Below are 21,576 nucleotides of genomic sequence, written 5' to 3'. Positions count from 1 at the left end.
AATGCGGCGCCTTCACGGCGGCGGGCTTGCGTGTGGATTGCTTCCCAGCTTAGCATGCTGCATCGCAAAGCCAGCGCGAAGTCGAGTGCGGAATGCCCCCAGCCGACGTCGAGACTGCCTCCGACAGCCTTCCCCAGGGCAGCTGCTACCGTATTCAGGTGCTGGTTGTCGGCCGCCACAAGCGCTGGCGCGACGAGGTCTCGGCGCAAGTCCGGATGCTGGGTTACCAAGTCACCGCCTGCGACCGCGGCGTCGATGCCATGACGGTGCTGGCTCTCGGCCTGCCGGTCGACGTGATGGTGGTGGATACCGCGCTCCATGGCGGATTGTGCTGCGCGCAGCTCGCCGTCGAGGCGCGGACCCTGCGGCCGGGCCTGCGCATCATCCTCGCCCGCGATCCGGTCGACGCCATGGGCCCGGAGGTCTCGGCCCGGGTGCCCGACGCGCTGCTCGTCCCGCGCGACCAGCTCCAGAACGGGATGGTCGCCACGACGATGCGTGAGGCGCTGGCAAGCCGCGCCGCCTGAGGCGCCGCTTCAACTTCTCCCCGGCTCGGCCGGCGGGCGGCCGCGACGCTGAGAGCATCCCGCCGAACTTGGAGCGCATCCCGGCCGAGCGGGCGCGCAAACCCGAGCCGACGCATCAGCGAATCGAGGGTCGCCCCGCGGCAGGGACGCTGCGTCAACGGCGTCTGCGGAGCGTCGAGCCATGGGAATTGATGGTTCCGCTTTGATCCCGAATCGCGCGATGTAAACGGCGGGACTGTTCAAATGCAGTCACCGACATGATCGAGCGGACAGCGCGGGCGCGCGGGGTTTCGCGCCGATCCGGCAGCGGACACGTACAAGGTGACGCTGTCATGCGACGCGAGCGAATGCCCAGCACTGGTACATCGTAGCGAGAATGCGGCAAATTTGGTTTGCCGATGCGTCAGAAACTCGGGGATGGTGTCGGGGCCGCGAAATCAGATATTCGGTCGAAGTCTGTCCGAGCAAGTTCTGTAGTACAAGTTGAACTTGATCTGGCGACATGATGTTGTCATGATAGTATCATCTATCATGCGGCCGAATGATGGGCCTGTTTCTTGGAAGAATGATCCGTGAGATTTGGGATCCGTACGCGCCTTTACGCGGGATTTGCGATGCTCGTCATGTTGACGGGCCTTATCGGTGCGTATGCGATTTATCAGCAGGGTGTGATGGACCAAGAACACGCGCTGCAGGAGCGCGTGGAACGGGGAAGGCAATCGGTCCTCACAATCGACGGTTATGCCGCGCGTCTGATCGGACATGCCGAGCGGTACCGGCTGCATCCGGATACCGCGCTGATCAGCGCGATGGAGCAGGCTCGGCAGGCGATCGAGCAGACCTGCGACAAGCACGTCTCGCTGGCCATGACGGATGGGGGGCGGAAACTGTACGACGACATGCGCGCCAGCGCCCGCACGATGAAACCGGAGCTGGACCGGCTCGCGGCGACAGGCGCAAGCTTGCGTGATGCCAAAGCGAAGTTGTTCGAGGTCGGCAATACGCTCACTGCTTTGCTGAACACCCTGCTCGTGGAGGCGCGTGCACGCGCCGGCGAGTCGATGCTCGCGCGCGCCGAGCATATCGAGACTGCCGTGCTGCGCTCCCGCCTCGCCTCCGCGCGCTTCGTGATCAGCCTGGATCCACAGGACCGCAAAGCCTTCGAGGAGCGGGTGGAACAAGCTCTGGCGGTCATCGAGGGGTTCAAGGAGCCGCAGGGGACCGCCTTCGCGCAGCAGGTCAGGGCCGTCCGCGACGCGCTGACGGCGAGCGCGATGGGCCTGCGCGCCTACGACCAGGCCACAGACGCCGCGCAGGCGACGTTCGAGACCGGGATCAAGCCCCACGTCGAGGCAATCGACCGAATCGGCCAAGCGCTGCGCGACCGGATCCTGGCGGCCGGCGAGAAGATTGCCCGGGACACCGCGGAGACTGCGGCACGGGCTCGGTCCATCCTGATCGGCCTGGTCGGGTCGGTGCTGATTCTCGGGGGTATCCTGGCCTTCGTGCTCGCCCGCAGCATCATCCGGCCGATCGACGGCATGACGGAGGCGATGACGAAGCTGGCTGGCGGCGATCTGGCGGTCTTGGTGCCCTATCGCGATGCGACCGATGAGATGGGGGCGATGGCCCGCGCCGTCGACATTTTCCGCCAGAATGCCGTCGCCCGCGCCGAGCTGGAGGCCGCGCAGGCGGCCGAGCAGGCCGCCCGCCTGCGCCGGTCCGAGCGGGTCGATGACCTCGTGCAGGCGTTCGAGCGGAAGATCGCCGCCTCGCTCGACATCGTCACGACGGCGACCACTGAGCTCGACGCCACCGCACGGGCGATGACCCGGGTGGCCGACGATACCAACAGCCAGGCCGTGACCTCGAGTACGGCGGCCGAGCAGACCTCGTCCAACGTCCAGACCGTGGCGGCGGCGGCCGAGGAGATGGTCTCCTCGCTCCAGGAGATCGAGCGGCAGGTCGTCCGCTCCAACGAGGTCGCCGGTCATGCCGCCCACGAGGCCGAGGCGACCAACGCCGCCATGGCGAGCCTGCGCGCGGCGGCCGAGCAGATCGGTGCGGCCGTGACCCTGATCTCGGGCATTGCCAGCCAGACCAATCTGCTGGCTCTGAATGCCACGATCGAGGCGGCCCGCGCCGGAGAGGCGGGGCGGGGCTTCGCGGTGGTCGCCGCCGAGGTGAAGGAGCTCGCAGCGCAGACGGCGCGGGCCACCGAGGAGGTCGGCGCTCAGATCGCCGCGATTCAGGCGGCCTCAGGCCAGGCCGCGGAGGCGATGCAGCAGATCGGTTGCACGATTGCCGCCGTGAACGAGATCAGCGGCGCCATCGCCGCGACTGTTGTGGAGCAGACGGCGGCGACGAGCGAGATCTCGCGCAATGCCGGCGAGGCGGCGCGGGGCACGGAGGACGTCTCGGCCAACGTGGCGCGGGTTCTGGCTGCCGCCCGCCAGACCGGCAGCGCGGCCGCGCAGGTGCAGAGCGCGGCCGCCGAGCTGGCGGCGCAGTCGCTCACCGTCAAACGCGACGTCGACCGTTTCCTCAGCGACATCCAGGCCGCTTAAGGCAGAAGCGCCGGTCGGTCCGGGATCCCCACGTCCGCTGGATCCGTCGCCCAGCGCGGCTCCCGATAGCGTCGAGTCAAAGGAGACGACCGCGTCCTGGGCTGCCGTGACCCATCCCGCCCGCTCCTCCTGAGGTGCCGGAGCGCAGCGAAAGCCTCGAAGAAGGGCTCCAGGGATCGCGCGTCTGGCTGGAGCCCTCCTTTGAGGCGGCTCACGCCGCACTTCAGGAGGAGGGGCATGGTTTGGACAACCGTTCTCCGAAACGGCCTGCTGCCTGGCGCGACCGGATCGGAAGCGCCGCTAGATCGCGGCGGCGGGATCCGACTCGTCGCCGTCCTGTCCGCGGCGCTCGCGCGGGCGGCGCTCCAGGAACGAGCGGCCAAGGGCACGCAGCGGCGCCGTCAGCCGGCGGACATCCGCGGCCCGCTCCATGAAGCGCTCGCCGTTGCGGATCTCCTTGTCGAGCCGCGCCATGGTCCGGGCGAGCGCCGGATCGTCGTCGTCGAGCCAGACCTGGGTCACGCGAGCGAAAGCGATCACCACGCCCTGCAGCTTGAGCTGGCCCAGCGGCCCCTCGGTGTCGATCCCGGCCGCCGCCAGCATGTAGCGGTGCGAGTTCAGCATGACGCCGTTCAGCGCCAGCATCGACAGCGGCTCGCCGCGGAGCGCGTAGGCGATCCGGCGCAGCGCTGGCTTGTACGGCTCCATGGCGTCGAGGCGGCGCATCAGCACGTCGAACAGGCGTTCGCGGGTCGGCTCCTCCTCGAGGCCCGCGAGGTCGCCCTCCAGGACCTTGCGGTCGATGATCCGGGTGAGGCCGCCGAGCACCGCGCCTTTCGACGGGAACAGGTCGCGCAACTCGGCCAAGGTCAGGCCCGCCTCCCGGGCGATGTCGCTGACCTCGATGTCGTTCCAGGGCTGCTCGGCGGCGAGGCGCATCAGGGCCTCGACGGCGGCCTCACGGGGCGGCAGCTTCGGCGGGCTGTCGCTCGGCGCCGCGCCCGCCTGCCCAGAGGCCTCGGCCGCACCGCCCACCTGCGTGACGTTCTCGTCGGTGCCGCTCGCCTTGGCGGGGCTCACGGTCTTGCGGGGGCGCTTCGGGGAGGCTTTGCTGTCGGTCATGGGTCGGTCGCCCGCATCTGTCGGTCGTGTCGCCTCATGTAGGTGGCCCGGCGGTGAAGGGCAGGGCCGTCGCGCGGCCATGCCGCACAGAGGCCGGCCCGCTGTCAGCCGGAGAGTTCCCCGGCCCGCCGACGGGCCGCCGCCACAGCCTCCCGCATCAAGGCGTGGAGGCCGTCCGGGCGCATCAGAACGTCGAGCGCCGCCGCGGTGGTACCGCCGGGCGAGGTGACGTTGCGGCGCAGTTCCGCCGCGTCGGCGGGGCTCGCATCGAGGAGCGCGCCGGCGCCCGCCACCGTCGCCCGGGCGAGATCGCGGGCCACGTCGGGGTCCAGGCCGGCCGCGACGCCGGCCTCGGCCAGGGTCTCGGCGAGCAGGAAGACGTAGGCCGGGCCGGAGCCCGAGACCGCCGTCACCGCGTCGATCTGCGCCTCGTCGGCGAGCCACGCCACCGTGCCGCTCGCCGCGAGCAGCGCCTCGGCGGCCGCGCGCTGCTCGGGCGAGACCTCGTGATTTGCGCAGGCGCCGGTGGCGCCCCGGCCGATGCTCGCCGGCAGGTTGGGCATCGCCCGGACGACGGCGCGCGCCCGCGGCAGCCGGGCGCGCAGGTCGGCGATGGTCTTGCCCGCCAGGATCGAGACGAGGAGCGTGTCGCGGCCGATCAGCCGGTCCAGCCCAGGGGCGGCCGTCTCCAGGCCCTGCGGCTTGATCCCGAGAACCAGCACGGCGCCGGGTTCGGGATCGGGCGGGTTCAGGGCGATGCCCCGCGCGGCGCAGAGATCCACGATCGCGCGGGCGGGCACCGGATCGATGATCGTCGTGCGGCGCGGGTCGAGGCCGGCGTCGAGCCAGCCCGTCAGCATCGCGCCGCCCATCTTGCCGGCCCCGGCCAGGACCAGGGAGGCCGGCATCCGCGCCGCGGCGGCGCCCGCTGCCGTCACGCCTCGCCTTCGGTCTCGAACAGGACGGCGTCCAGCGCCTCGCGGGCGCTCTTGCCGGCCCAGATCACGAACTGGAACGCCTGGAAGTAACGCTCACACGCGTCGACCGCGGTCTTCATCATGGTGGCGCATTGCGGATGGGTCGGGACCGCCCCACCCGTCAGCAGGAGGGCGTGCCGGAACATGACCACGCTGTCGCTCGACCACAGGTCGAAATGTCCGACCCAGAGCTGCTCGTTGATCAGCGCCACGAGGCGCATCACCTCGGTCCGCTGCCGCTCCGGCACCTTCAGGTCGAACGCGCAGGCGACGTGCAGCGCCTCCACGTCCTCGATCCACGTGAAGGCGACGTTGTAGTCGGTCCATCGGCCGGGGCTCGTGACCGACATCTCGTCGGTCTCGGCCCGGTCGAAGATCCAGTCGCGCAGGGACGCCAGCCGCTCGACGACGTCGAGCGGATGCTCGTTCCGGTCCGGGTCGTGGAAGTCGACGTTGAGAAGCGGCATGACGATCCAAAAGGACGACCCAGACGAGTCCAGGCCTGACGTGACGGTGACGCGAAACCGGAGCGCGAGAACACTCCGAGAACTGGAACGACCGGCAGATCTAGGCCGGCGGCGAAACGATCGACTGTCGAAGCTCCGCGGACATCGCCCCGCAGCCCCCGAATCACCCTATGCCCGACTATAGACCGGCCGTGACTCGCGACACAAAGTGCAGGCCACGTTCAGTGAACAGGAAACCGGATCGTCGCTGCCGCTTCCTGTGTAAAAGCCCCCGCCGTTGCCTCGGAGACTCAGACCACCTCGCTGAGGCCCGCCGCGCCCGCTGCGGCGCCCCCGGATTTCGCCTCCAGGGCCGCGACGCGGGCCGTGAGCGCCGCGTTTTGCGCCTGCAGGTTGGTGACGAGATCGCGCAACACGTCGAGCTCCTCACGCGAGGCGACGTCGAGGTCGCGGATCACGCGTTCGAGCTGCGCCTTGACCACGGTCTCGGCCTCGCGGCGCACGCCCTGCGCGGCGCCGGCCGCATCGGTCATCAGGCGGGCGAGATCGTCGAACAGTCGGTTGGAGGGTGGCATCCTGGTCTCCCGGATCGGCCGGCTGCCGCGACGGCCGCCTGACTGCGCGATTCGAGGTGACGAGATAGGAATCTTCGCGATGGGGGGCAACGCCCGATCGGGGCGAGCCCCCGCGGGGCAGAGCGGGGCCGGTGGGCCCCCGCTCCGCCTGCGCGATCACATGTGGCGCATCATCCGGCGGTGCATGCGACGATGCATCATGCGCCGCTCCATCCGGCGGTGCATCATCCGGCGCTCCATGGGAGTCATGCGGACATGGGTCACCGCATCGCGGGCTGCGACGGCGCCGGGCATGGCGGGGGCCGCGGAGGCGGGCTGGACGAGGGCAGCGCCGCCGAGCGAGGCCAGCACGGCAAAGGCGAAGGTGAATTTCCTCACGAGGAGACTCCAGTTCTCTGATGGCCGGGTATGGTGCCCGGTTCATCCTCCCGGATGGGAGGTACGGAGAGTCGTCTCGTGCCGCGGGACGGCACGGCGGGTCTGCGAGGACCCGCCGCCATCAACTTCCGGGTTACAGATTCGTTTCCTCGAACGCCTTCACCCATTCGGCGCAGATGCCCGAGCGGACGATGTCGTTGCGGGTGAACTCCACCACCGGAATCGGCATCATCCGGCTCTTGATCAGATGCATCACGGTGCGCAGGCCCGAGGTCTCGCGCAGATCGGTCTGCGAGACGTCGCCGTTGATGATGACCTGGCAATCGTCGCCGATGCGGGTCAGGAACATCTTGATCTCGTTGACCGTCGTGTTCTGCGCCTCGTCGAGGATCACGAGGCAGTTCTTGAAGGTCCGCCCGCGCATCACCTCAAAGGGGACGATCTCGATGTCACCGGTCTTGAGGGCGATGTCGAAGGCGGCGGCGCCCATGCGCTCCTTCATGGCCTCGGTCAGCGGGGCGACCCAGGGGGCGATCTTCTCCTCGAGGGTGCCGGGGAAGTAGCCGAGCGAGCGGCCGGAGGGCACGTTCGGGCGGGTGATCACCACCTTGGCGATGCGGCGCTGGCGGAGCTGATCCGCGGCGCGGGTGCCGGCGATGAAGGTCTTGCCGGTGCCAGCCGGCCCCAGGACGATGACCTGCGGGGAGCGGGCGAGGGCGTCGAGATACTCGGCTTGCCGCTCGGTGAGCGGTTGGATCGGAGCGAGGTTGCGTTCTTCGTCGAAGCGTGTGCGATGAATGCGGGACGTGCGGTCTTCAACCAGTTCAAGTCGTGCGCGGCGTCTCTTCATGGATGTACACTCCAACGGGACTTGCCAACCTGGATCTGTTTCTGAACTGCCGTTTACCTGCTTGCTCCCGGTTCTACTCGTTTGCGGACTTAATACCGGCCCTAGACCGAAGGTTCCGCCCCGCGTTCGTCAGCCTGTGGAGAGCGTCACGACATGCCGTACGCGGCCGAATACGCGATGCAACTGCCGCACCAGCGCGCTTCGCGCCCGACGATTGCGCGCCGGGTGTGACCAAGGGGTGACGGTGTGGGGCGGGGCTTCGAAAATGCCGCGCGGCTGGCGCGGATGCATCAGGGTGGGCCGGATCGATGCCGCCTCCGCGCGTCGACCGCAGGAGCAGAGCGGAGAAAGCCAGCGGTGCCACGCTGGTGCATCTCCCGCCGCCCTGGGTCGCCGCGCAGCGCGCGCGATGCCGGGATGGATTGCGGGAACGGAAAGCCTCGACCGGATGCCGTACGGGACGGAGTGGCGTGGCATCCGGCACGATCGCGGATCCTCCCCGCCCGCAGGGGCGAAGCCGGCCGACCCTGCCGCCCTGAAACGTCCGGGCTTGGTCGGCGGGACTAGCTCGATCCAGCCTGGATAAAGCTGTCGAGGACCATCTTCCGGCCGGCCTTGTCGAAGTCAACGGTCAGCTTATTGCCATCCACGCCGGCGATCGTTCCGGGGCCGAACTTGGTGTGGAACACGCGCTGGCCCATCTCGAACGCCGACGGCGCGCCCGTCGATTTGGCGATGAGCTCGCCCTCGATCTGGCGCGGACCGCCCGAAAAGCCGCCGGACCGGCCGCCCGGCGCGGAGCCGAAGCCGCGGCCGCCCTGCGGCGCCGTGTTGGCCTGCGCCCGCTGCCAGCCGGGTGTGCCGTAGCTCGACCCGAACGGCGTCGGGTTGCGGTCGAACCGCGAGGCTCCGGCCGAGAAATGGGCGGGCGCCTCGACCACGTCGACCGCCGTCTCGGGCAATTCGTCGATGAACCGGGACGGGATGGTCGAGGACCACAGCCCGTGGATGCGCCGGTTCACCGCGAAGGACAGCTTCGCCCGCTTGCGCGCCCGGGTGAGACCGACATGGGCGAGGCGCCGCTCCTCCTCGAGGCCGGCCCGGCCGCTCTCGTCGAGCGCCCGCTGGCTGGGGAACAGGCCGTCCTCCCAACCGGGCAGGAACACGGTGTCGAATTCGAGCCCCTTGGCGGCATGGAGCGTCATTAGGGAGACGCGCTCAGCGCCCTCGGTCTCGGAGGCTTCCATCACCAGGGAGACGTGCTCGAGGAAGGCCGCCATGTCGGGGAACTCCTCCATCGAGCGGACGAATTCCTTCAGGTTCTCCAGGCGCCCGGCGGCATCCGCCGAGCGGTCCTTCTGCCACATCTCGGTGTAGCCGGATTCCTCCAGGATCATTTGCGCCACCTCGCTGTGCGGCTGCGACTCCACCAGCCGCGCCCAGCGGGAGAAGCTCTCGGTCAGCGCCCGCAGGGTCGAGCGGACCCGGGGCTTCAACTCGTCGGTCTCGCACAGGCGCTCCGCGGCGATCCGCAGCGGCAGCCGGTTGGCCCGGCCATAGGTGTGGAGCTGCTGCAGGGTCGCGTCGCCGAGGCCACGCTTGGGCGTGTTGACGATGCGCTCGAAGGCGAGGTCATCGCTGACATTCATGGTGGCGCGCAGATAGGCCAGGGCGTCGCGGATCTCGGCGCGCTCGTAGAAGCGGGGGCCGCCGATCACCCGGTAGGGCAGGCCGAGCTGGACGAAGCGGTCCTCGATCTCGCGCATCTGCGCGGAGATCCGCACCAGGACGGCGATCTCCGACAGGGGGTGCTGCTTCGCCTGGAGGGATTCGATCGACTCGGCGAGCATCCGCGCCTCCTCCTCGGAATCCCAGGCGCCGGTCACGGTGACGCGCTCGCCCGGCTCGTCGTCGGTACGCAGGGTCTTGCCGAGGCGGCTCTCGTTCTTGGCGATCAGCCCCGAGGCGGCCGCCAAAATGTGGCCGGTGGAGCGGTAATTGCGTTCCAGCCGCACCACCACGGCGCCGGGGAAGTCGTGCTCGAAGCGCAGGATGTTGTCGACCTCGGCGCCGCGCCAGCCGTAGATCGACTGGTCGTCGTCGCCCACGCAGGCGATGTTCTTGCGGCTCTGCGCGAGCAGGCGCAGCCACAGGTACTGGGCGACGTTGGTGTCCTGGTACTCGTCCACCAGGATGTAGCGGAAGCGGTCCTGATAGTTGGCGAGCACGTCGGGATTTTCCCGCCAGAGCTTGAGGCACAGGAGCAGAAGATCGCCGAAATCGACAGCGTTCAGCGTCGCGAGCCGGGCCTGGTAGGCGGTGTAGAGCGTGCCGCCCTTGCCGAACGCGAAAGAGGCGGCTTCGCCCGGGGGCACCTGCTCCGGCCCGAGGCCGCGGTTCTTCCAGCCGTCGATGGCGTGGGACAGGGCGCGGGCCGGCCAGCGCTTCTCGTCGACGTTCTGGTCGGCGATCACCTGCTTCATCAGTCGGAGCTGGTCGTCGGTGCCGAGGATGGTGAAGTCGGATTTGAGCCCGACCAGCTCGGCGTGGCGGCGCAGGATCTTGGTGCCGATCGCGTGGAAGGTGCCGAGCCAGGGCATGCCCTCACCGGCGGGGCCGATCAGCGCACCGATCCGGTGCTTCATCTCCCGGGCGGCCTTGTTGGTGAAGGTCACCGCCAGGATATCGAAGGGTCGGGCACGGTTGGTGGCGATCAGGTGGGCGATGCGGGTGGTCAGCACCCGGGTCTTGCCGGTGCCGGCCCCGGCCAGCACGAGGACCGGGCCCTCCGTGGTCTCGACGGCGCGGCGCTGCTCGGGGTTGAGGCCTTCGAGGTAGGCGGCGGCGTCGCGGCGGAGCGCGCCCATGGCGCGGGCGGCGATGGAGGAGGCGGGAGCGCCGTCCCCGGCGGGCTGCGCGTGCGGGCGGTTCTGCATCCCGCATCCCTGGACCAAATCGCGAACGGCGTCGAGGTGGTTCGCGCGCGATGGAGATAGCCAAGGCCGGCGTGCGCAAGGCGAACACCCAGGTAAACGCACCTTGGATCGTCGTCTCGCCACCGCCCCACGACAGCGCGCCGTCATTCCGGGGCCGCGAAGCGGAGCCCGGAATCCAGATCCGCCGACGCCACGGGAACCACGCGCGACGCTGCGCGGACAGCGGCTGCGAATTGCCCGCCTGCTGTGTTCCCGTGCGAGTCCAGGCACCCCGGAGCGACGGCGGTTCTGACGGCGCGGCAGCCGGGCCGGCATCGCCGCTGGCGCCCGCGGGGACTTATCGTGCTATGGCCGTGGCGACTGACTCGCGGGGGCAGGCGGGGCGCGGCGGCACGATGAGGCCGCGGCCTCGCGCAGAGATGGTGCGGAACGGGACCATTGCGTGATCTTCTGACCGCGCTGGCGGGCGCCGTCATCCTGGTTCTCGTGGCGGCGCTTGCCGTCCCACCCTTCGTCGATTGGCAGGCCCATCGTGCGCTGGTCGAGCGGGCGATCACCCGGTCCATCGGTGTCCCGGCCCGGACCGACGGCCGGATCGAGGTCCGCCTGCTGCCGTCGCCCCGGCTGCGTGTCGACCGGCTGCATCTGGGAGCCGACGCGGACCGGCCCACGCTCGACGCCCGGTTCGTCAAGGCCGAGATCGCCCTGGCGCCCCTCCTGAAGGGCGAGTTCCGCTTCACCGAGACCCGGATCGGCCGGGCGGAGATCAAGCTCCCGCTCGCCGGACCCGACGCCCTGAAGCTGCCGACCGATTTCGGCGAGGCCCTGCGCGCACGCGACTTCGCGATCGAGGCCCTGCACGTCCAGCAGTTCCTCGTCACCACGCAGGTGCCGGCCACCGGCCGGACCGACCAGCTCTACGTCCAGGACCTGACCCTCCAGGCGCCGGCCCTGGTCGGGCCCTGGCGCGTGGAGGGAACGAGCGGCGGCATCCCGTTCCGCGCCGTCAGCGGCACACCGGGGCCCGACAGGCGGCTCGCCGTGAAGATCTCGGGCGGCGGCGACGCGCATCCGCGGTTCGAGGCGGATGCACGCTTCGGCCTCGTCCCGGCGGAATCCGGCCGCGCCGTCTCGGTCGAGGCCGAGGGCTCCGCCCGCCTCGTGGTCGGACCGCCGACCCAGGCCGCCGGCGCCTACCTGCCGTTTTCCATCGGTGGGGCCTTCAAGGCCCGCGGCACCCAGGTGCGGTTCGAGAACGTCGATCTCGCGATCGATCCGGGCGGCCGCGCCCTGCGGCTCAACGGAACCGGCCGTCTCGACCTGCGCCAGTGGCGCGCCGGCCTGAACCTGGAGAGCCGCCGCCTCGACGTCGACGCGTTCCTGGCCACGCCCGAGGGCCAGAGCCTGATCGCCCGCGGCCTGCCGAGCTGGGCCGGGGGCCTGCCGGCCATGCTCGACCTCGATCTCGCGGTCGGCAGCGCCGTGGTGGGCGGCGAGGAATGGTCGAACCTCGCGCTCACCGGCACCCTGGAGCGTGCGGGCGGCCTGCTGCTGCGCCGCCTCGCGGTGACCGGACCGGCGGACTCGAGCGTCAGCGTGAGCGGGCAGGTCGAGACCGCGCCGTTCCGCCTGACCGGCCCGGTGGTGCTGAGCGCGCCGGATTCCGAGGCGCTCGGCCGCTACCTGCGCCGCCTCGGCCTGGACGGTCCCCTGACCGTGCTCCTCGACGGACGCCGGATCGAGGCTGCCGCCGACGTGTCCGCCGACGCGGCGAGCCTGTCCCTGCGCAACCTCCGGCTCGGCCTCGGGCCGGCACGGATCACCGGCAATGCCCGCTATACCGCCGCGGAGACCGGAACGCGCGGGCGGTTCGAGGCGCAGATCCGCGCGAGCGGCATCGACATCGCCGGCCTCCCGCCCGTCGGGACGGCGCTGGGGAGCCTGCGCGATCTCGACTTGGCTCTGACCCTGGAGGCGCGGGACGTCCGCTTCGGGGCGGCGGGCTCTGGAAACGGCACCATCGCGGCGCGCATCCAGTCGGACGGCGCGGGCCTCGCGGTCGACAGTCTCGACGTGACCGACCTCGCGGGCGCGAGCGCCGCGCTCTCCGGCCGGATCAGCGCGGACGGGACCGGCCGCGTCTCGGGGCGCCTGAAGGCCCCGGTGGCGGCGCCGCTGCTCGGCCTGCTCGAACGGGTCTGGGTCGGCGAGATCCGCCTGCTGCCCGCCTTCCTGCGGGACGCGCCCCTCGATCTCGCCGTCGCCCTCGACCGAGAGGGCGGCGCTTCCGAGGCCCTGCGCACCCAGGCGAAGGGCAATGCCGGCGGCGGCACCCTCGACCTGATCCTGGCGAGCCGCGGGACGCGGATCGAGGGCGGCACCGCCACCCTGACGACCCCGCGCGCCGGCCTGTGGTTCGGGCGGACCGACATCGCCGGCCTCCAGCGTCCCGCCGAACTGCACCTCAAGGCCGAGCGACCGGGCGCCGACACCCTCGCCCTCACCATCGACGGAACCGTGGCGGGCCTCCGGATCGCGACCGGCCGGCCGCTCCAGATCGGGGCCGACGCCGTACCCGTCGGCGGCGAGGTCCGGGCCGACACGGCCGATCTCGCCCCGTTCCTGACGCTCGCCGGGGCCGCGCGCCTCCCGCCGGGCGCCTGGCCGGCGGACCTGGCCGTCACCCTGTCGCGGGACGGGAGCGACAGCGTCGCCGCCCTCACGGGCAAGGTCGCGGGCTCGGGCGTGACCGGTACGCTGATGCGGGCGCCCGGCGGGGCCCTGCGCGGCCGTCTCGGCCTGGACCGCCTGTCGCTGCCGCAGCTCGCCGCCGCGCTGCTGCTTCCGACGGAGGCGAGCGGCCGGTTCGCGCCGCCGCCGCCGCACCCGTCCGCCGCCCTCGACGCGCGCATCGCCAGCCTGGAGCTCGGGCGCGGCCTCGTGGCGACCGAGGTTTCCGTCGCTCTCGGGCTGACCGACACGAGCCTGACCCTGCAGGACCTCACGGCCAAGCTCGCCGGGGGACGGATCGCGGGCTCGGCCACGATCGCCCGGCTCGGGGCGGCCGCCGCGATCACCGGCGAGGGCAAGATTGACGCGGCCGCGATCCCGGCGCTCGCCGGGGGCAGCCCGCTCGGCGGCCGCCTGAGCGCCGACCTGCGCGTCTCCACCACGGCGGAGACGCTGACGGGTCTCGGCGAGGGTCTCTCGGGCAGCGGCACGCTCACCCTTCGGGACCTGAGCGTGCCCGAGGCCGATCCCGCCGGGCTCGGACGGGCCCTGGCGCGGGCGGCCGAGATCGACGACCCGCTGCGCGAGGGACGGCTCCAGGCCCTGGTCTCCGAGGAACTCGCGAAAGGCGGCGCGCAGGCACGCGGCCCCGCCCGCGCCGCGGCCACCATCGTCGGCGGCGTGCTGCGGGCCGGTCCCCTCGACATCGATTTCGGCCCCACGCGCTGGACCGGCACGGTCGGCTACGACCTGCGTGCCGGCCGCCTCGACGCCCGCGGCACGCTCGCCGGCGGCCCGGTGCCCCGGGGCTGGAATGCCGGCCCGCCGGCCGTCCAGCTCGGGCTGACGGGGACGCTAAGCGCGCCCGAACGGAGTCTCGATGTCGGCGCCCTGTCGAACGGGCTTGCCGCCTTCGTGCTGCAGCGCGAACTGGAGACGATCGAGCTGTCCGAGGCCGACCAGGTGGAGCGGCAGCGGCGCCGCGCCCGGATCGAGATGGACCGGGCCCGCGCCGCGGCTCTGAAGGCTGCGGCCGACAAAGCCGCGGCCGAGAAGGCGGCCGCCGAGCGCGCCGCCGCCGAGGAGGCTGCCCAGCGGGCCCGAGCGCAGGGCGAAGGGCAGGGGGCCGCACCCGCCGAGGCGCAGCATCCGTAATCGCTCAGGGGATTCGCCCACTGGGCCGACGACACCCGCGCAGCTGCTGTGTGAACTCAGAGACCGGTGCGGGAGAGGCAGCCCGCATAGCGTCCTGTCTGGCCGGCCGATGGCTGCCGTCGTGCCCAGGATTCGCACGGACAGTTGATCCGACGTCGGGGTATGCCGCAGGCGCACCCGACAGGGACGGCGCCGGAACGCACGCCGGACTGGTTCTCCATCCCCTCAGGCGATGAAGCGCCGGTCGACGGTCTGGAACAGGTAGAAGCCGTTGAAGCGCACCGCCGTGTCGGCGGCCCGATCGTCGAAGTCGAGCGGTTGCCGGCTGCCGTCGCAGAGCTTGCCGCCGAAGGTCCAGCGGCCCGCACCGATGAAGGGCGGGACGCTGCTCGCCTCCGGCACCGCGCAGCAGAGGCCCTCCACGCTCTTGAGCTGGAACAGGTTGTAGCTTCGCATCCGAAGTCCTCCGCCTGGCCGCCCTCGCGCCAAATTTTCCCAATACAAGATCTTGCATTGCGAAAAATCGGCTTGACCGTGCTCATAATGGCACAATCAGTCGAGTTTGTGACGGTCAAGTTTCAGGGACGTTTCGGTTCAACTCCTCGATCCAGATGCGCGCGGACCCGTCCGAGGGCGCCCGCCAGTCGCCCCGCGGCGACAGCGAGCCGCCGGCCGAGACCTTCGGCCCGTTCGGGAGCGCCGAGCGCTTGAACTGGCTGAAGCCGAAGTAGCGGGTCAGGAAAACGGCGAGCCAGCGGCGGATCTCGGGCAGGTCGTAGGCGACACGCTTGGTCTCGGGAAAGTCCGGCGCCCAGAATCCGCGCTCCCGGTCGCCCCAGGCGTGGAGCGCCAGGAAGGCGATTTTCGAGGGCCGGAACCCGTGGCGCAGCGTGTAGAACAGGTTGAAATCCTGCAGCGCGTAGGGGCCGATCGTGCCCTCCGTGCTCTGCGGGCTGTCGTCTTGGTCCACCGGCACCAGCTCGGGGGAGATCTCGGTGTCGAGCACCGCCTGGAGGGTGCGTGCCTCGTCCGGCCCGACCTCGCCGTTGCCGATCACCCAGCGGATCAGGTGCTGGATCAGCGTCTTGGGCACGCCGGCATTGACCGCGTAGTGGCTCATCTGGTCGCCGACCCCGTAGGTGCACCAGCCGAGCGCCAGCTCCGAGAGGTCGCCGGTGCCGACCACGATGCCGCCGGCGTGGTTGGCCAGCCGGAACAGGTAGTCGGTGCGCAGGCCCGCCTGCACGTTCTCGAAGGTCACGTCGTAGACCGCCTCGCCCTTGGCGAAGGGGTGGTTCATGTCGGCGAGCATCTGCTTGGCGGCCGGGCGGATGTCGATCTCGGCCGCCGTGCAGCCGAGCGCCTTCATCAGGGCGTGGGCGTTGGTCTTGGTGGCGTTCGAGGTCGCGAAGCCCGGCAGCGTGTAGGCCAGGATGTCCGAGCGCGGGTAGCCCAGGCGGTCGAAGGCCTTGGCGATCACGATCAGCGCGTGGGTCGAATCGAGGCCGCCCGAGACGCCGATGACGGCCTTGCGGGTGCCGGTGGCCTCCAGGCGCTTGGCGAGGCCGGCGACCTGGATGTTGTAGGCCTCGTAGCAATCCTGCGCGAGGCGCGTCGGATCGGCCGGCACGAACGGGAAGCGCTCGATCCGCCGGATCAAGCCGAGATCGGCTTCCGGAGCGCTGAGCCGGAACGGCACGCGGCGATAGGGGAGGGCGTGGCGCCGCGCATCGTCGTCGAAGCTGCCGGCCTGCAGCCGCTCCTGGGCGATCAGGTCGAGGTCGATATCGGCCGTCGTCGTCACCGGGCCTTCGGGGAAGCGCTCACCCTCGGCGAGACGCACACCCAACTCGTCGATGCTGGTCTGGCCGTCCCAGGACAGGTCGGTGGTCGATTCGCCCTGGCCGGCGGCGGCGTAGACATACGCGCAGGCGCCGCGCATCGAGGCCGCCCGGGACAGCAGCGCCCGCGACTCGGCCCGGCCGACGGTGATCGGGCTTCCGGAGAGGTTCGCCAGCACCGTGGCGCCCGCCAGCGCCGCGCGCATGCCGGGGGGCTCGGGCACCCACAGGTCCTCGCAGATCTCGACCCCGACCACGAGGCCCGGCAGATCCTCGGCCGGGAACAGCAGGTCGGCGCCGAAGGGCGCCTCGTGACCGGCGACCCGGATGATCTCGCCCAGGATCCCGGCGCCGGAGGCGAAGTGGCGCTTCTCGTAGAACTCCCGGTAATTCGGCAGGAAGGTTTTCGGCACGACGCCGAGCAGGCGGCCGCCCTGGATCGCCAAGGCGCAGTTGTAGATCCGGTGGCGCCAGCGCAGCGGCGCGCCGACGAGCAGCAGCGGCCGGAGGCTGGCCGTTTCGGCGATCACGCGGGCTGCGGCGGCCTCGACCGCGTCCAGCAGGGTCTGCTGCAGCAGCAGGTCCTCGATCGCGTAGGCCGAGAGGCCGAGTTCGGTGAACACCGCCAGCGCCGCCCCCGAATCGTGGCAGGTCCGGGCGAGGTCGAGGATTACGTCGGCGTTGCGCTCGGGTTCGGCCGGGTGGCTGCGGCCGGTGCAGGCGGCGACACGGGCGAAGCCGTGGCGGTAGAGGGAGCGGAAGCGCGCCGGCGATTCGGAGGTGGCTTGCGACACGGGCACCTGTCCGGATGAGGGGTGGCTGCGAATATTATATGGGACGCGGCAGGGTGGTGGCAGCACCGCGTCACGCCGGTCAACGCGTCGGGACGGAGTTTGGCCTCCGTCTGCCCTCCACAGCCGCCTTGGCATCGGGGGTCCACCTGCGACGCGCCGGAATGACCAGGCGGCGGTCGGGCGAAGGACCCCGCATGGTTTCCGCACCGCAATCGGTGGCAAGCCTCCATTAACGACGAATGGCCTAACTCAGGGACAGCCGCCGCGCGTCGGCGGATCCCTGTTTCGAGTATCGTTCGAGAACCCATGCGCGCATCGGGACGGCCTCCGTACTCCCACCGTGACCCCGCCCGCCCTGTGCGCGGCGGCGACCGCTCGGGCCTCTCCCTGGGAGCCCTTGCGCACCGGCTGATGGCGCTCCGCGCCAGCCTCACCCGCCGCCTGTCCGGCTCCCCGGCCGGCCTGCCCGCGCGCCCGTCCTACGGCGCCCCCGGACGCCGGGCGGAGCCGAGCTGGCTCACCGCGCCGGCCGCGATGGTCGGCCGCGACTCCGCAGAGCGCGCCCCGCGCGCCGCTCCGTCGGAGCCCCAGTGGCCGGCCCAGATCTTCGACGACCGGGCGAGCCTCGACGCGCTGGACGCGCCCGTCCTCGAGAGCCGGATCGACCGCAGCGCCTCCTCGCCGGGCGTGCTGGTGCGCCAGCCGCGCCGTCCCTCCGCCATCGCGCCGGAGCAGGCGCCGGCCACCGCACCCGTGCCGGCTCCGGCCGCGCCCTCGGCCGTGCGCTGGACCCGGACGCCCGATTCGGTGCTGCAGGAGCGCCGCCAGCGTGCCCTCGAGGCCGAGCGCGTCGCCCTGGAGCGCGCCCGCGCCGACGCGCAGGCGGCAGCCCTCGCTCAGGAGACCGAGCGGGCCGCGCGCGACGAGGCGGAGCGCGAGCACATCGAGCGCGCACGACTTGCCGCCGAGGAGGCCGAGCGCCTGTCCGCCGCACCGGCCCTGCCCGAAGCCGCCGCGCTGGACGCGGAGGCGGTGCCCCTGTGGCGCCAGCCTTTCGTCGCGCCGCCGGGCGTCCGCTTCTTCCGCACGCCGGACCGCCGCCCGGTCCGGCCCGCTGTCGAGCTCGCCGCGTCGACGGCGGTGATCGCCCCCGTGACGGCCGCGCCGGTCGTCGCGGCGGCGATCGAGGAGGTCGTCCCGGCCCGCGACTGGTCCGACCTTCCGGACTGGTCCGAAGTTCAGCCCTGGTTCGAGGGCGGCGACTGGTCGTCCGTGGACGCCTGGTCGGCCCTGGAGGCGCCGCCCGCCGCAACCGTGCCGGCGTCCGAGGGCGTCGTCGCGCCGGCGGCGTCCGACGAGCGCTTCGTGTCGATGCCCCTCGACGTCTCGCACCTGCGTTCCCTGCCGCCGCGGCCGGTCTACGTGCTCGACCGGCTCGTGCGGTTCGACCAGCCGCCGCGGCCCGCCGACGGGCAGGATAACGGCGTCGAATCCGGCCAGCGGACCGACGAGGCCGCGGCGATCCGGAGCGCCTTCCTGCCGTCCGCCGCCCCGGCGGCGTCCGGTCTGTCGCTGGTCTTCGGCCCCGGCATCGCGGCCGAGCCGGAGGCCCCGCGCCGCGCCCCGGTCCTGAGCGCCATGGCGGCTCGGGCGGCGATCCGCGCGGCCGGCCAGCCGAGCCCGCTCCCGCCGGCGCCCCCGGCCCAGCCCGAAGCCGTCCCGGCGCCGACGGCGGCCGCCTCGGTCACCGAGCGTGCCGAAGCCGAGCGCGTGGTGATCCCGATGACTCCGCGCCCGGTCCTGCTCCGGGGCAAGCTGGCGCCGCAGCCCGAGCCGGTTCCGGCCGAGGCTGAGGTCGAGGCCGAGCCCGTCGCGGTCGAGCCCGTCGCGGTCGAGCCGGTCGCTGCCCTGCCGGTCCCAGCGCCGGTCGCGGTGCCGATGGTGGCGCCTCGGGCACACCTGATCCCGGCCGGCCGCCATCTCGAGATCGCCCCGATCGAGAACGCCGACTACGAGCTGCCGTCCCTCGACCTGCTCGCCCTGCCAGCGCCGGGCGGCAGCGAGGAGGTCGATGCCGACGTGCTGGAGCAGAACGCCCTCAACCTGCAGCAGACGGTCCAGGATTTCGGCGTGCGCGGCGACATCCTGGCGGTGCGGCCCGGTCCGGTCGTCACCCTCTACGAGCTCGAGCCCGCGCCGGGCACCAAGTCCAGCCGCGTGATCGGCCTGTCGGATGACATCGCCCGCTCCATGTCGGCGGTCTCGGCCCGCGTCGCGGTCGTCCCCGGCCGCAACGTCATCGGCATCGAATTGCCGAACGAGACCCGCGAGACGGTGTACCTGCGCGAGCTGCTTTCGTCGGCCGATTTCGCCGAGAGCAAGCACAAGCTGGCTCTGTGTCTGGGCAAGAACATCGGCGGCGAGCCGATCATCGCCGACCTCGCGCGCATGCCGCACCTCTTGGTCGCCGGCACCACCGGCTCGGGCAAGTCGGTGGCGATCAACACGATGATCCTCAGCCTGCTCTACCGGCTCAAGCCGGAAGAGTGCCGCCTGATCATGGTCGATCCCAAGATGCTGGAGCTGTCGGTCTACGACGGCATCCCGCACCTGCTCTCCCCCGTCGTCATCGACCCGAAGAAGGCTGTGATCGCCCTCAAATGGGCCGTGCGCGAGATGGAGGAGCGCTACAAGAAGATGTCGAAGATCGCGGTCCGCAACATCGACGGCTACAACGCCCGCATGAAGGAGGCCCGCGAGAAGGGCGAGACCATCACGCGCACGATCCAGACCGGCTTCGACCGCCACACCGGCGAGGCGGTCTACGAGGACGAGGCGATGGACCTGGCGCCTCTGCCGTACATCGTGATCGTGGTGGACGAGATGGCCGACCTGATGATGGTGGCCGGCAAGGACATCGAGGGCGCGATCCAGCGGCTGGCGCAGATGGCGCGCGCGGCCGGCATCCACCTGATCATGGCCACCCAGCGCCCGTCGGTGGACGTGATCACCGGCACGATCAAGGCGAACTTCCCGACCCGGATCAGCTTCCAGGTGACCAGCAAGATCGATAGCCGCACGATCCTGGGCGAGATGGGCGCCGAGCAGCTTCTGGGCCAGGGCGACATGCTGTTCATGGCCGGCGGCGGGCGCACGACGCGCGTGCACGGGCCGTTCTGCTCGGACAGCGAGGTCGAGAGCGTGGTCGCCCACCTCAAGCGCCAGGGCCGGCCCAGCTACCTCGACGCCGTCACCGCCGACGATTCGCCCGAGGAGCCCGCCAAGGAGGGCGGCCGGGGCCGGGGCAAGGCGGCCGCGGCCGACAAGGCCGAACGCTCCGACGAGCCCGAGGAGGAGGCGCCCGTCTTCGACATCGGCGCCTTCGCGGCGGCGGCCGGCGGCGACTCGGACGATCTCTACAAGCAGGCGATCGAGGTAGTTCTGCGCGACCAGAAGGCCTCGACCAGCTACATCCAGCGCCGGCTGCAGATCGGCTACAACCGCGCCGCCTCGATCATGGAGCGGATGGAGATCGAGGGGATCGTCGGCCCGGCCAACCATGCCGGCAAGCGCGAAATCCTGGTCGCCGGCGCGCCGCACATGTCGAGCGGGATGTACGACGACGAGTGAGACGCTGTCCGGGCCGCCTCCCACGGGGGGGCGGCCCGGACGTCGCATCTTCGCCACAGGGCGGGTTTCTAAGTCCTGTGTCCCGCCCCTTGTTCGCCGCCGGAGCCCGCCTTTGGGCCCCCAGGAGACTCTGCCGATGATCGGCCGCCGCATCCGCACAGCCGGCACCCTGATCGCCGCCGCGCTGTGGCTCGCGACCGCCAGCCCGGCCGACGCGCAGGTCGGCGCCTTCATCGACAGCCTGTTCGGCCACAAGGAGGAGCCCGCACCGCAGCCGGAGGCCGCCCCGGCGGCGCCCGCGCCGGCCAAGAAGCCCGCGCCCAAGACCAAGGAAGCGAGCAAGGAATCGAAGCCCGTCAAGTCGGGCAAGGGCGGCGACAAAGCCGACCATAAGGCGCCCGAGCCCAAGGTCGCGGCGGTCGGCGCGCCGAGCGCGATCGTCACCGGCGACTCGGCGGATCCCGCCACGCTGCTGGCCCAGGCCAACGCCTATTTCAACGGCATCAACACCCTCACGGGCAGCTTCATGCAGATCGGCGCCGACGGGCGGCGGATCGGCGGCAAGCTGACGCTGGCCAAGCCCGGCCGCCTGCGCTTCGACTACGATCAGCCCTCGCCCCTGGAGGTCGTCGCCGACGGCACCTCGGTGGCGGTTCGCGACCGCAAGCTCAACACCCAGGACCTCTACTTCATCACTCAGACGCCGCTGAAATTCCTGCTGCGCGAAAAGATCGATCTCGCCCGCGACCTCACCGTCACCGACGTGGCCAACGATCCGGGCGGCGTGCGCATCAGCCTGGAGGACCGCGCGACCCTCGGCGGCACCTCGAAGATCCAGCTGTTCTTCGACGCCGACGTGAAGACCCTGTCGCAGTGGCGGATCACCGATCCGCAGGGCTACCTCACCACGGTGACGCTCTCGAACCTGCAGAAGGGCAAGAGCGTCGACGGAAGCCTGTTCTTCATCAATTACGGCCGCGCCGAGGACAAGGCGATGCAGCAGCAGATCCAGCAGACGCAGCCGTGA

General features: G+C 71.2%; 14 protein-coding genes. 5 read left to right on the top strand and 9 right to left on the bottom strand.

All coding sequences use genetic code 11. The features are described from left to right. Positions 1–92 precede the first annotated feature (92 nt). Entirely contained in the window at positions 93–527 is a 435-nt protein-coding gene (locus AC3WSN_RS19575) for a response regulator (RefSeq protein WP_192709826.1), read from the top strand. Between the two features lie 671 nt (positions 528–1,198). Next, complete coding sequence (locus AC3WSN_RS19570) at positions 1,199–3,094, top strand: methyl-accepting chemotaxis protein (RefSeq protein WP_492540169.1); 1,896 nt, start codon at positions 1,199–1,201, stop codon at positions 3,092–3,094. A gap of 300 nt (positions 3,095–3,394) precedes the next feature. On the opposite strand, the gene AC3WSN_RS19565 is transcribed toward AC3WSN_RS19570, so the two are convergent. The 7 genes from AC3WSN_RS19565 to AC3WSN_RS19535 all read right to left on the bottom strand — a co-directional run bounded on the left by AC3WSN_RS19565 (position 3,395) and on the right by AC3WSN_RS19535 (position 10,399). After that, positions 3,395–4,216 (bottom strand): TetR/AcrR family transcriptional regulator, encoded by an 822-nt coding sequence (locus tag AC3WSN_RS19565; protein ID WP_492540167.1) that lies wholly within the window; start codon positions 4,214–4,216, stop codon positions 3,395–3,397. 104 nt (positions 4,217–4,320) lie between these two features. Further along, the gene (proC, locus tag AC3WSN_RS19560) at positions 4,321–5,124 is read right to left on the bottom strand and encodes a pyrroline-5-carboxylate reductase (RefSeq protein ID WP_492543177.1); all 804 of its coding nucleotides are present in this window, start codon (positions 5,122–5,124) and stop codon (positions 4,321–4,323) included. Positions 5,125–5,150: 26 nt separating this feature from the next. Then, positions 5,151–5,660 carry a type III secretion system chaperone family protein gene (locus AC3WSN_RS19555; RefSeq protein ID WP_492540165.1) on the bottom strand — a complete coding sequence of 170 codons (510 nt, stop codon included), beginning with the start codon at positions 5,658–5,660 and terminating at the stop codon, positions 5,151–5,153. A gap of 290 nt (positions 5,661–5,950) precedes the next feature. Continuing rightward, positions 5,951–6,235: an accessory factor UbiK family protein gene (locus AC3WSN_RS19550; RefSeq protein ID WP_492540163.1), complete on the bottom strand. Its 285-nt coding sequence runs from the start codon at positions 6,233–6,235 to the stop codon at positions 5,951–5,953. 156 nt (positions 6,236–6,391) lie between these two features. After that, positions 6,392–6,613, bottom strand: a complete 222-nt coding sequence (locus AC3WSN_RS19545) for a hypothetical protein (protein ID WP_492540162.1) — start codon at positions 6,611–6,613, stop codon at positions 6,392–6,394. A gap of 133 nt (positions 6,614–6,746) precedes the next feature. Then, a complete protein-coding gene (locus AC3WSN_RS19540; RefSeq protein ID WP_192709832.1) occupies positions 6,747–7,463 on the bottom strand; it encodes a PhoH family protein in 717 nt (238 codons plus the stop codon). A 563-nt stretch (positions 7,464–8,026) separates the two neighbouring features. Next, complete coding sequence (locus AC3WSN_RS19535) at positions 8,027–10,399, bottom strand: ATP-dependent helicase (protein ID WP_192709833.1); 2,373 nt, start codon at positions 10,397–10,399, stop codon at positions 8,027–8,029. Between the two features lie 438 nt (positions 10,400–10,837). Here AC3WSN_RS19535 and AC3WSN_RS19530 point away from each other — a divergent pair, with 438 nt between their 5' ends. Next, complete coding sequence (locus AC3WSN_RS19530; protein ID WP_492540159.1) at positions 10,838–14,284, top strand: AsmA protein; 3,447 nt, start codon at positions 10,838–10,840, stop codon at positions 14,282–14,284. A gap of 225 nt (positions 14,285–14,509) precedes the next feature. Here the strand turns inward: AC3WSN_RS19530 and AC3WSN_RS19525 are convergent, their stop codons facing one another. Next, positions 14,510–14,740, bottom strand: a complete 231-nt coding sequence (locus tag AC3WSN_RS19525; protein ID WP_238199733.1) for a hypothetical protein — start codon at positions 14,738–14,740, stop codon at positions 14,510–14,512. A gap of 115 nt (positions 14,741–14,855) precedes the next feature. Beyond that, the gene (locus AC3WSN_RS19520; RefSeq protein WP_192709836.1) at positions 14,856–16,919 is read right to left on the bottom strand and encodes an NAD(+) synthase; all 2,064 of its coding nucleotides are present in this window, start codon (positions 16,917–16,919) and stop codon (positions 14,856–14,858) included. Between the two features lie 306 nt (positions 16,920–17,225). On the opposite strand from AC3WSN_RS19520, the gene AC3WSN_RS19515 reads away from it, so the two are divergent. Together AC3WSN_RS19515 and AC3WSN_RS19510 are read left to right on the top strand one after the other, a co-directional pair. Then, positions 17,226–20,549, top strand: coding sequence for a DNA translocase FtsK (locus AC3WSN_RS19515; protein ID WP_492540156.1), 3,324 nt, complete (start codon positions 17,226–17,228; stop codon positions 20,547–20,549). A gap of 136 nt (positions 20,550–20,685) precedes the next feature. Continuing rightward, complete coding sequence (locus tag AC3WSN_RS19510) at positions 20,686–21,576, top strand: LolA family protein (RefSeq protein ID WP_492540154.1); 891 nt, start codon at positions 20,686–20,688, stop codon at positions 21,574–21,576.

It is taken from the genome of Methylobacterium sp. FW102-HT35C08 (genome assembly GCF_058790235.1).
This window is presented reverse-complemented; position numbering and strand designations above follow the sequence as displayed.

What these genes read in the sequence shown, in the direction of transcription:
- AC3WSN_RS19570 (WP_492540169.1), top strand. Translation starts at nt 1,199, where the DNA reads ATGGACCAAGAACACGCGCTGCAGGAGCGCGTGGAACGGGGAAGGCAA.
- AC3WSN_RS19550 (WP_492540163.1), bottom strand. Translation starts at nt 6,235, where the DNA reads ATGCCACCCTCCAACCGACTGTTCGACGATCTCGCCCGCCTGATGACC.
- AC3WSN_RS19575 (WP_192709826.1), top strand. Translation starts at nt 93, where the DNA reads ATGCCCCCAGCCGACGTCGAGACTGCCTCCGACAGCCTTCCCCAGGGC.
- AC3WSN_RS19565 (WP_492540167.1), bottom strand. Translation starts at nt 4,216, where the DNA reads ATGACCGACAGCAAAGCCTCCCCGAAGCGCCCCCGCAAGACCGTGAGC.
- AC3WSN_RS19540 (WP_192709832.1), bottom strand. Translation starts at nt 7,463, where the DNA reads ATGAAGAGACGCCGCGCACGACTTGAACTGGTTGAAGACCGCACGTCC.
- AC3WSN_RS19525 (WP_238199733.1), bottom strand. Translation starts at nt 14,740, where the DNA reads ATGCGAAGCTACAACCTGTTCCAGCTCAAGAGCGTGGAGGGCCTCTGC.
- AC3WSN_RS19535 (WP_192709833.1), bottom strand. Translation starts at nt 10,399, where the DNA reads ATGCAGAACCGCCCGCACGCGCAGCCCGCCGGGGACGGCGCTCCCGCC.
- AC3WSN_RS19510 (WP_492540154.1), top strand. Translation starts at nt 20,686, where the DNA reads ATGATCGGCCGCCGCATCCGCACAGCCGGCACCCTGATCGCCGCCGCG.
- AC3WSN_RS19555 (WP_492540165.1), bottom strand. Translation starts at nt 5,660, where the DNA reads ATGCCGCTTCTCAACGTCGACTTCCACGACCCGGACCGGAACGAGCAT.
- proC (WP_492543177.1), bottom strand. Translation starts at nt 5,124, where the DNA reads ATGCCGGCCTCCCTGGTCCTGGCCGGGGCCGGCAAGATGGGCGGCGCG.
- AC3WSN_RS19515 (WP_492540156.1), top strand. Translation starts at nt 17,226, where the DNA reads ATGCGCGCATCGGGACGGCCTCCGTACTCCCACCGTGACCCCGCCCGC.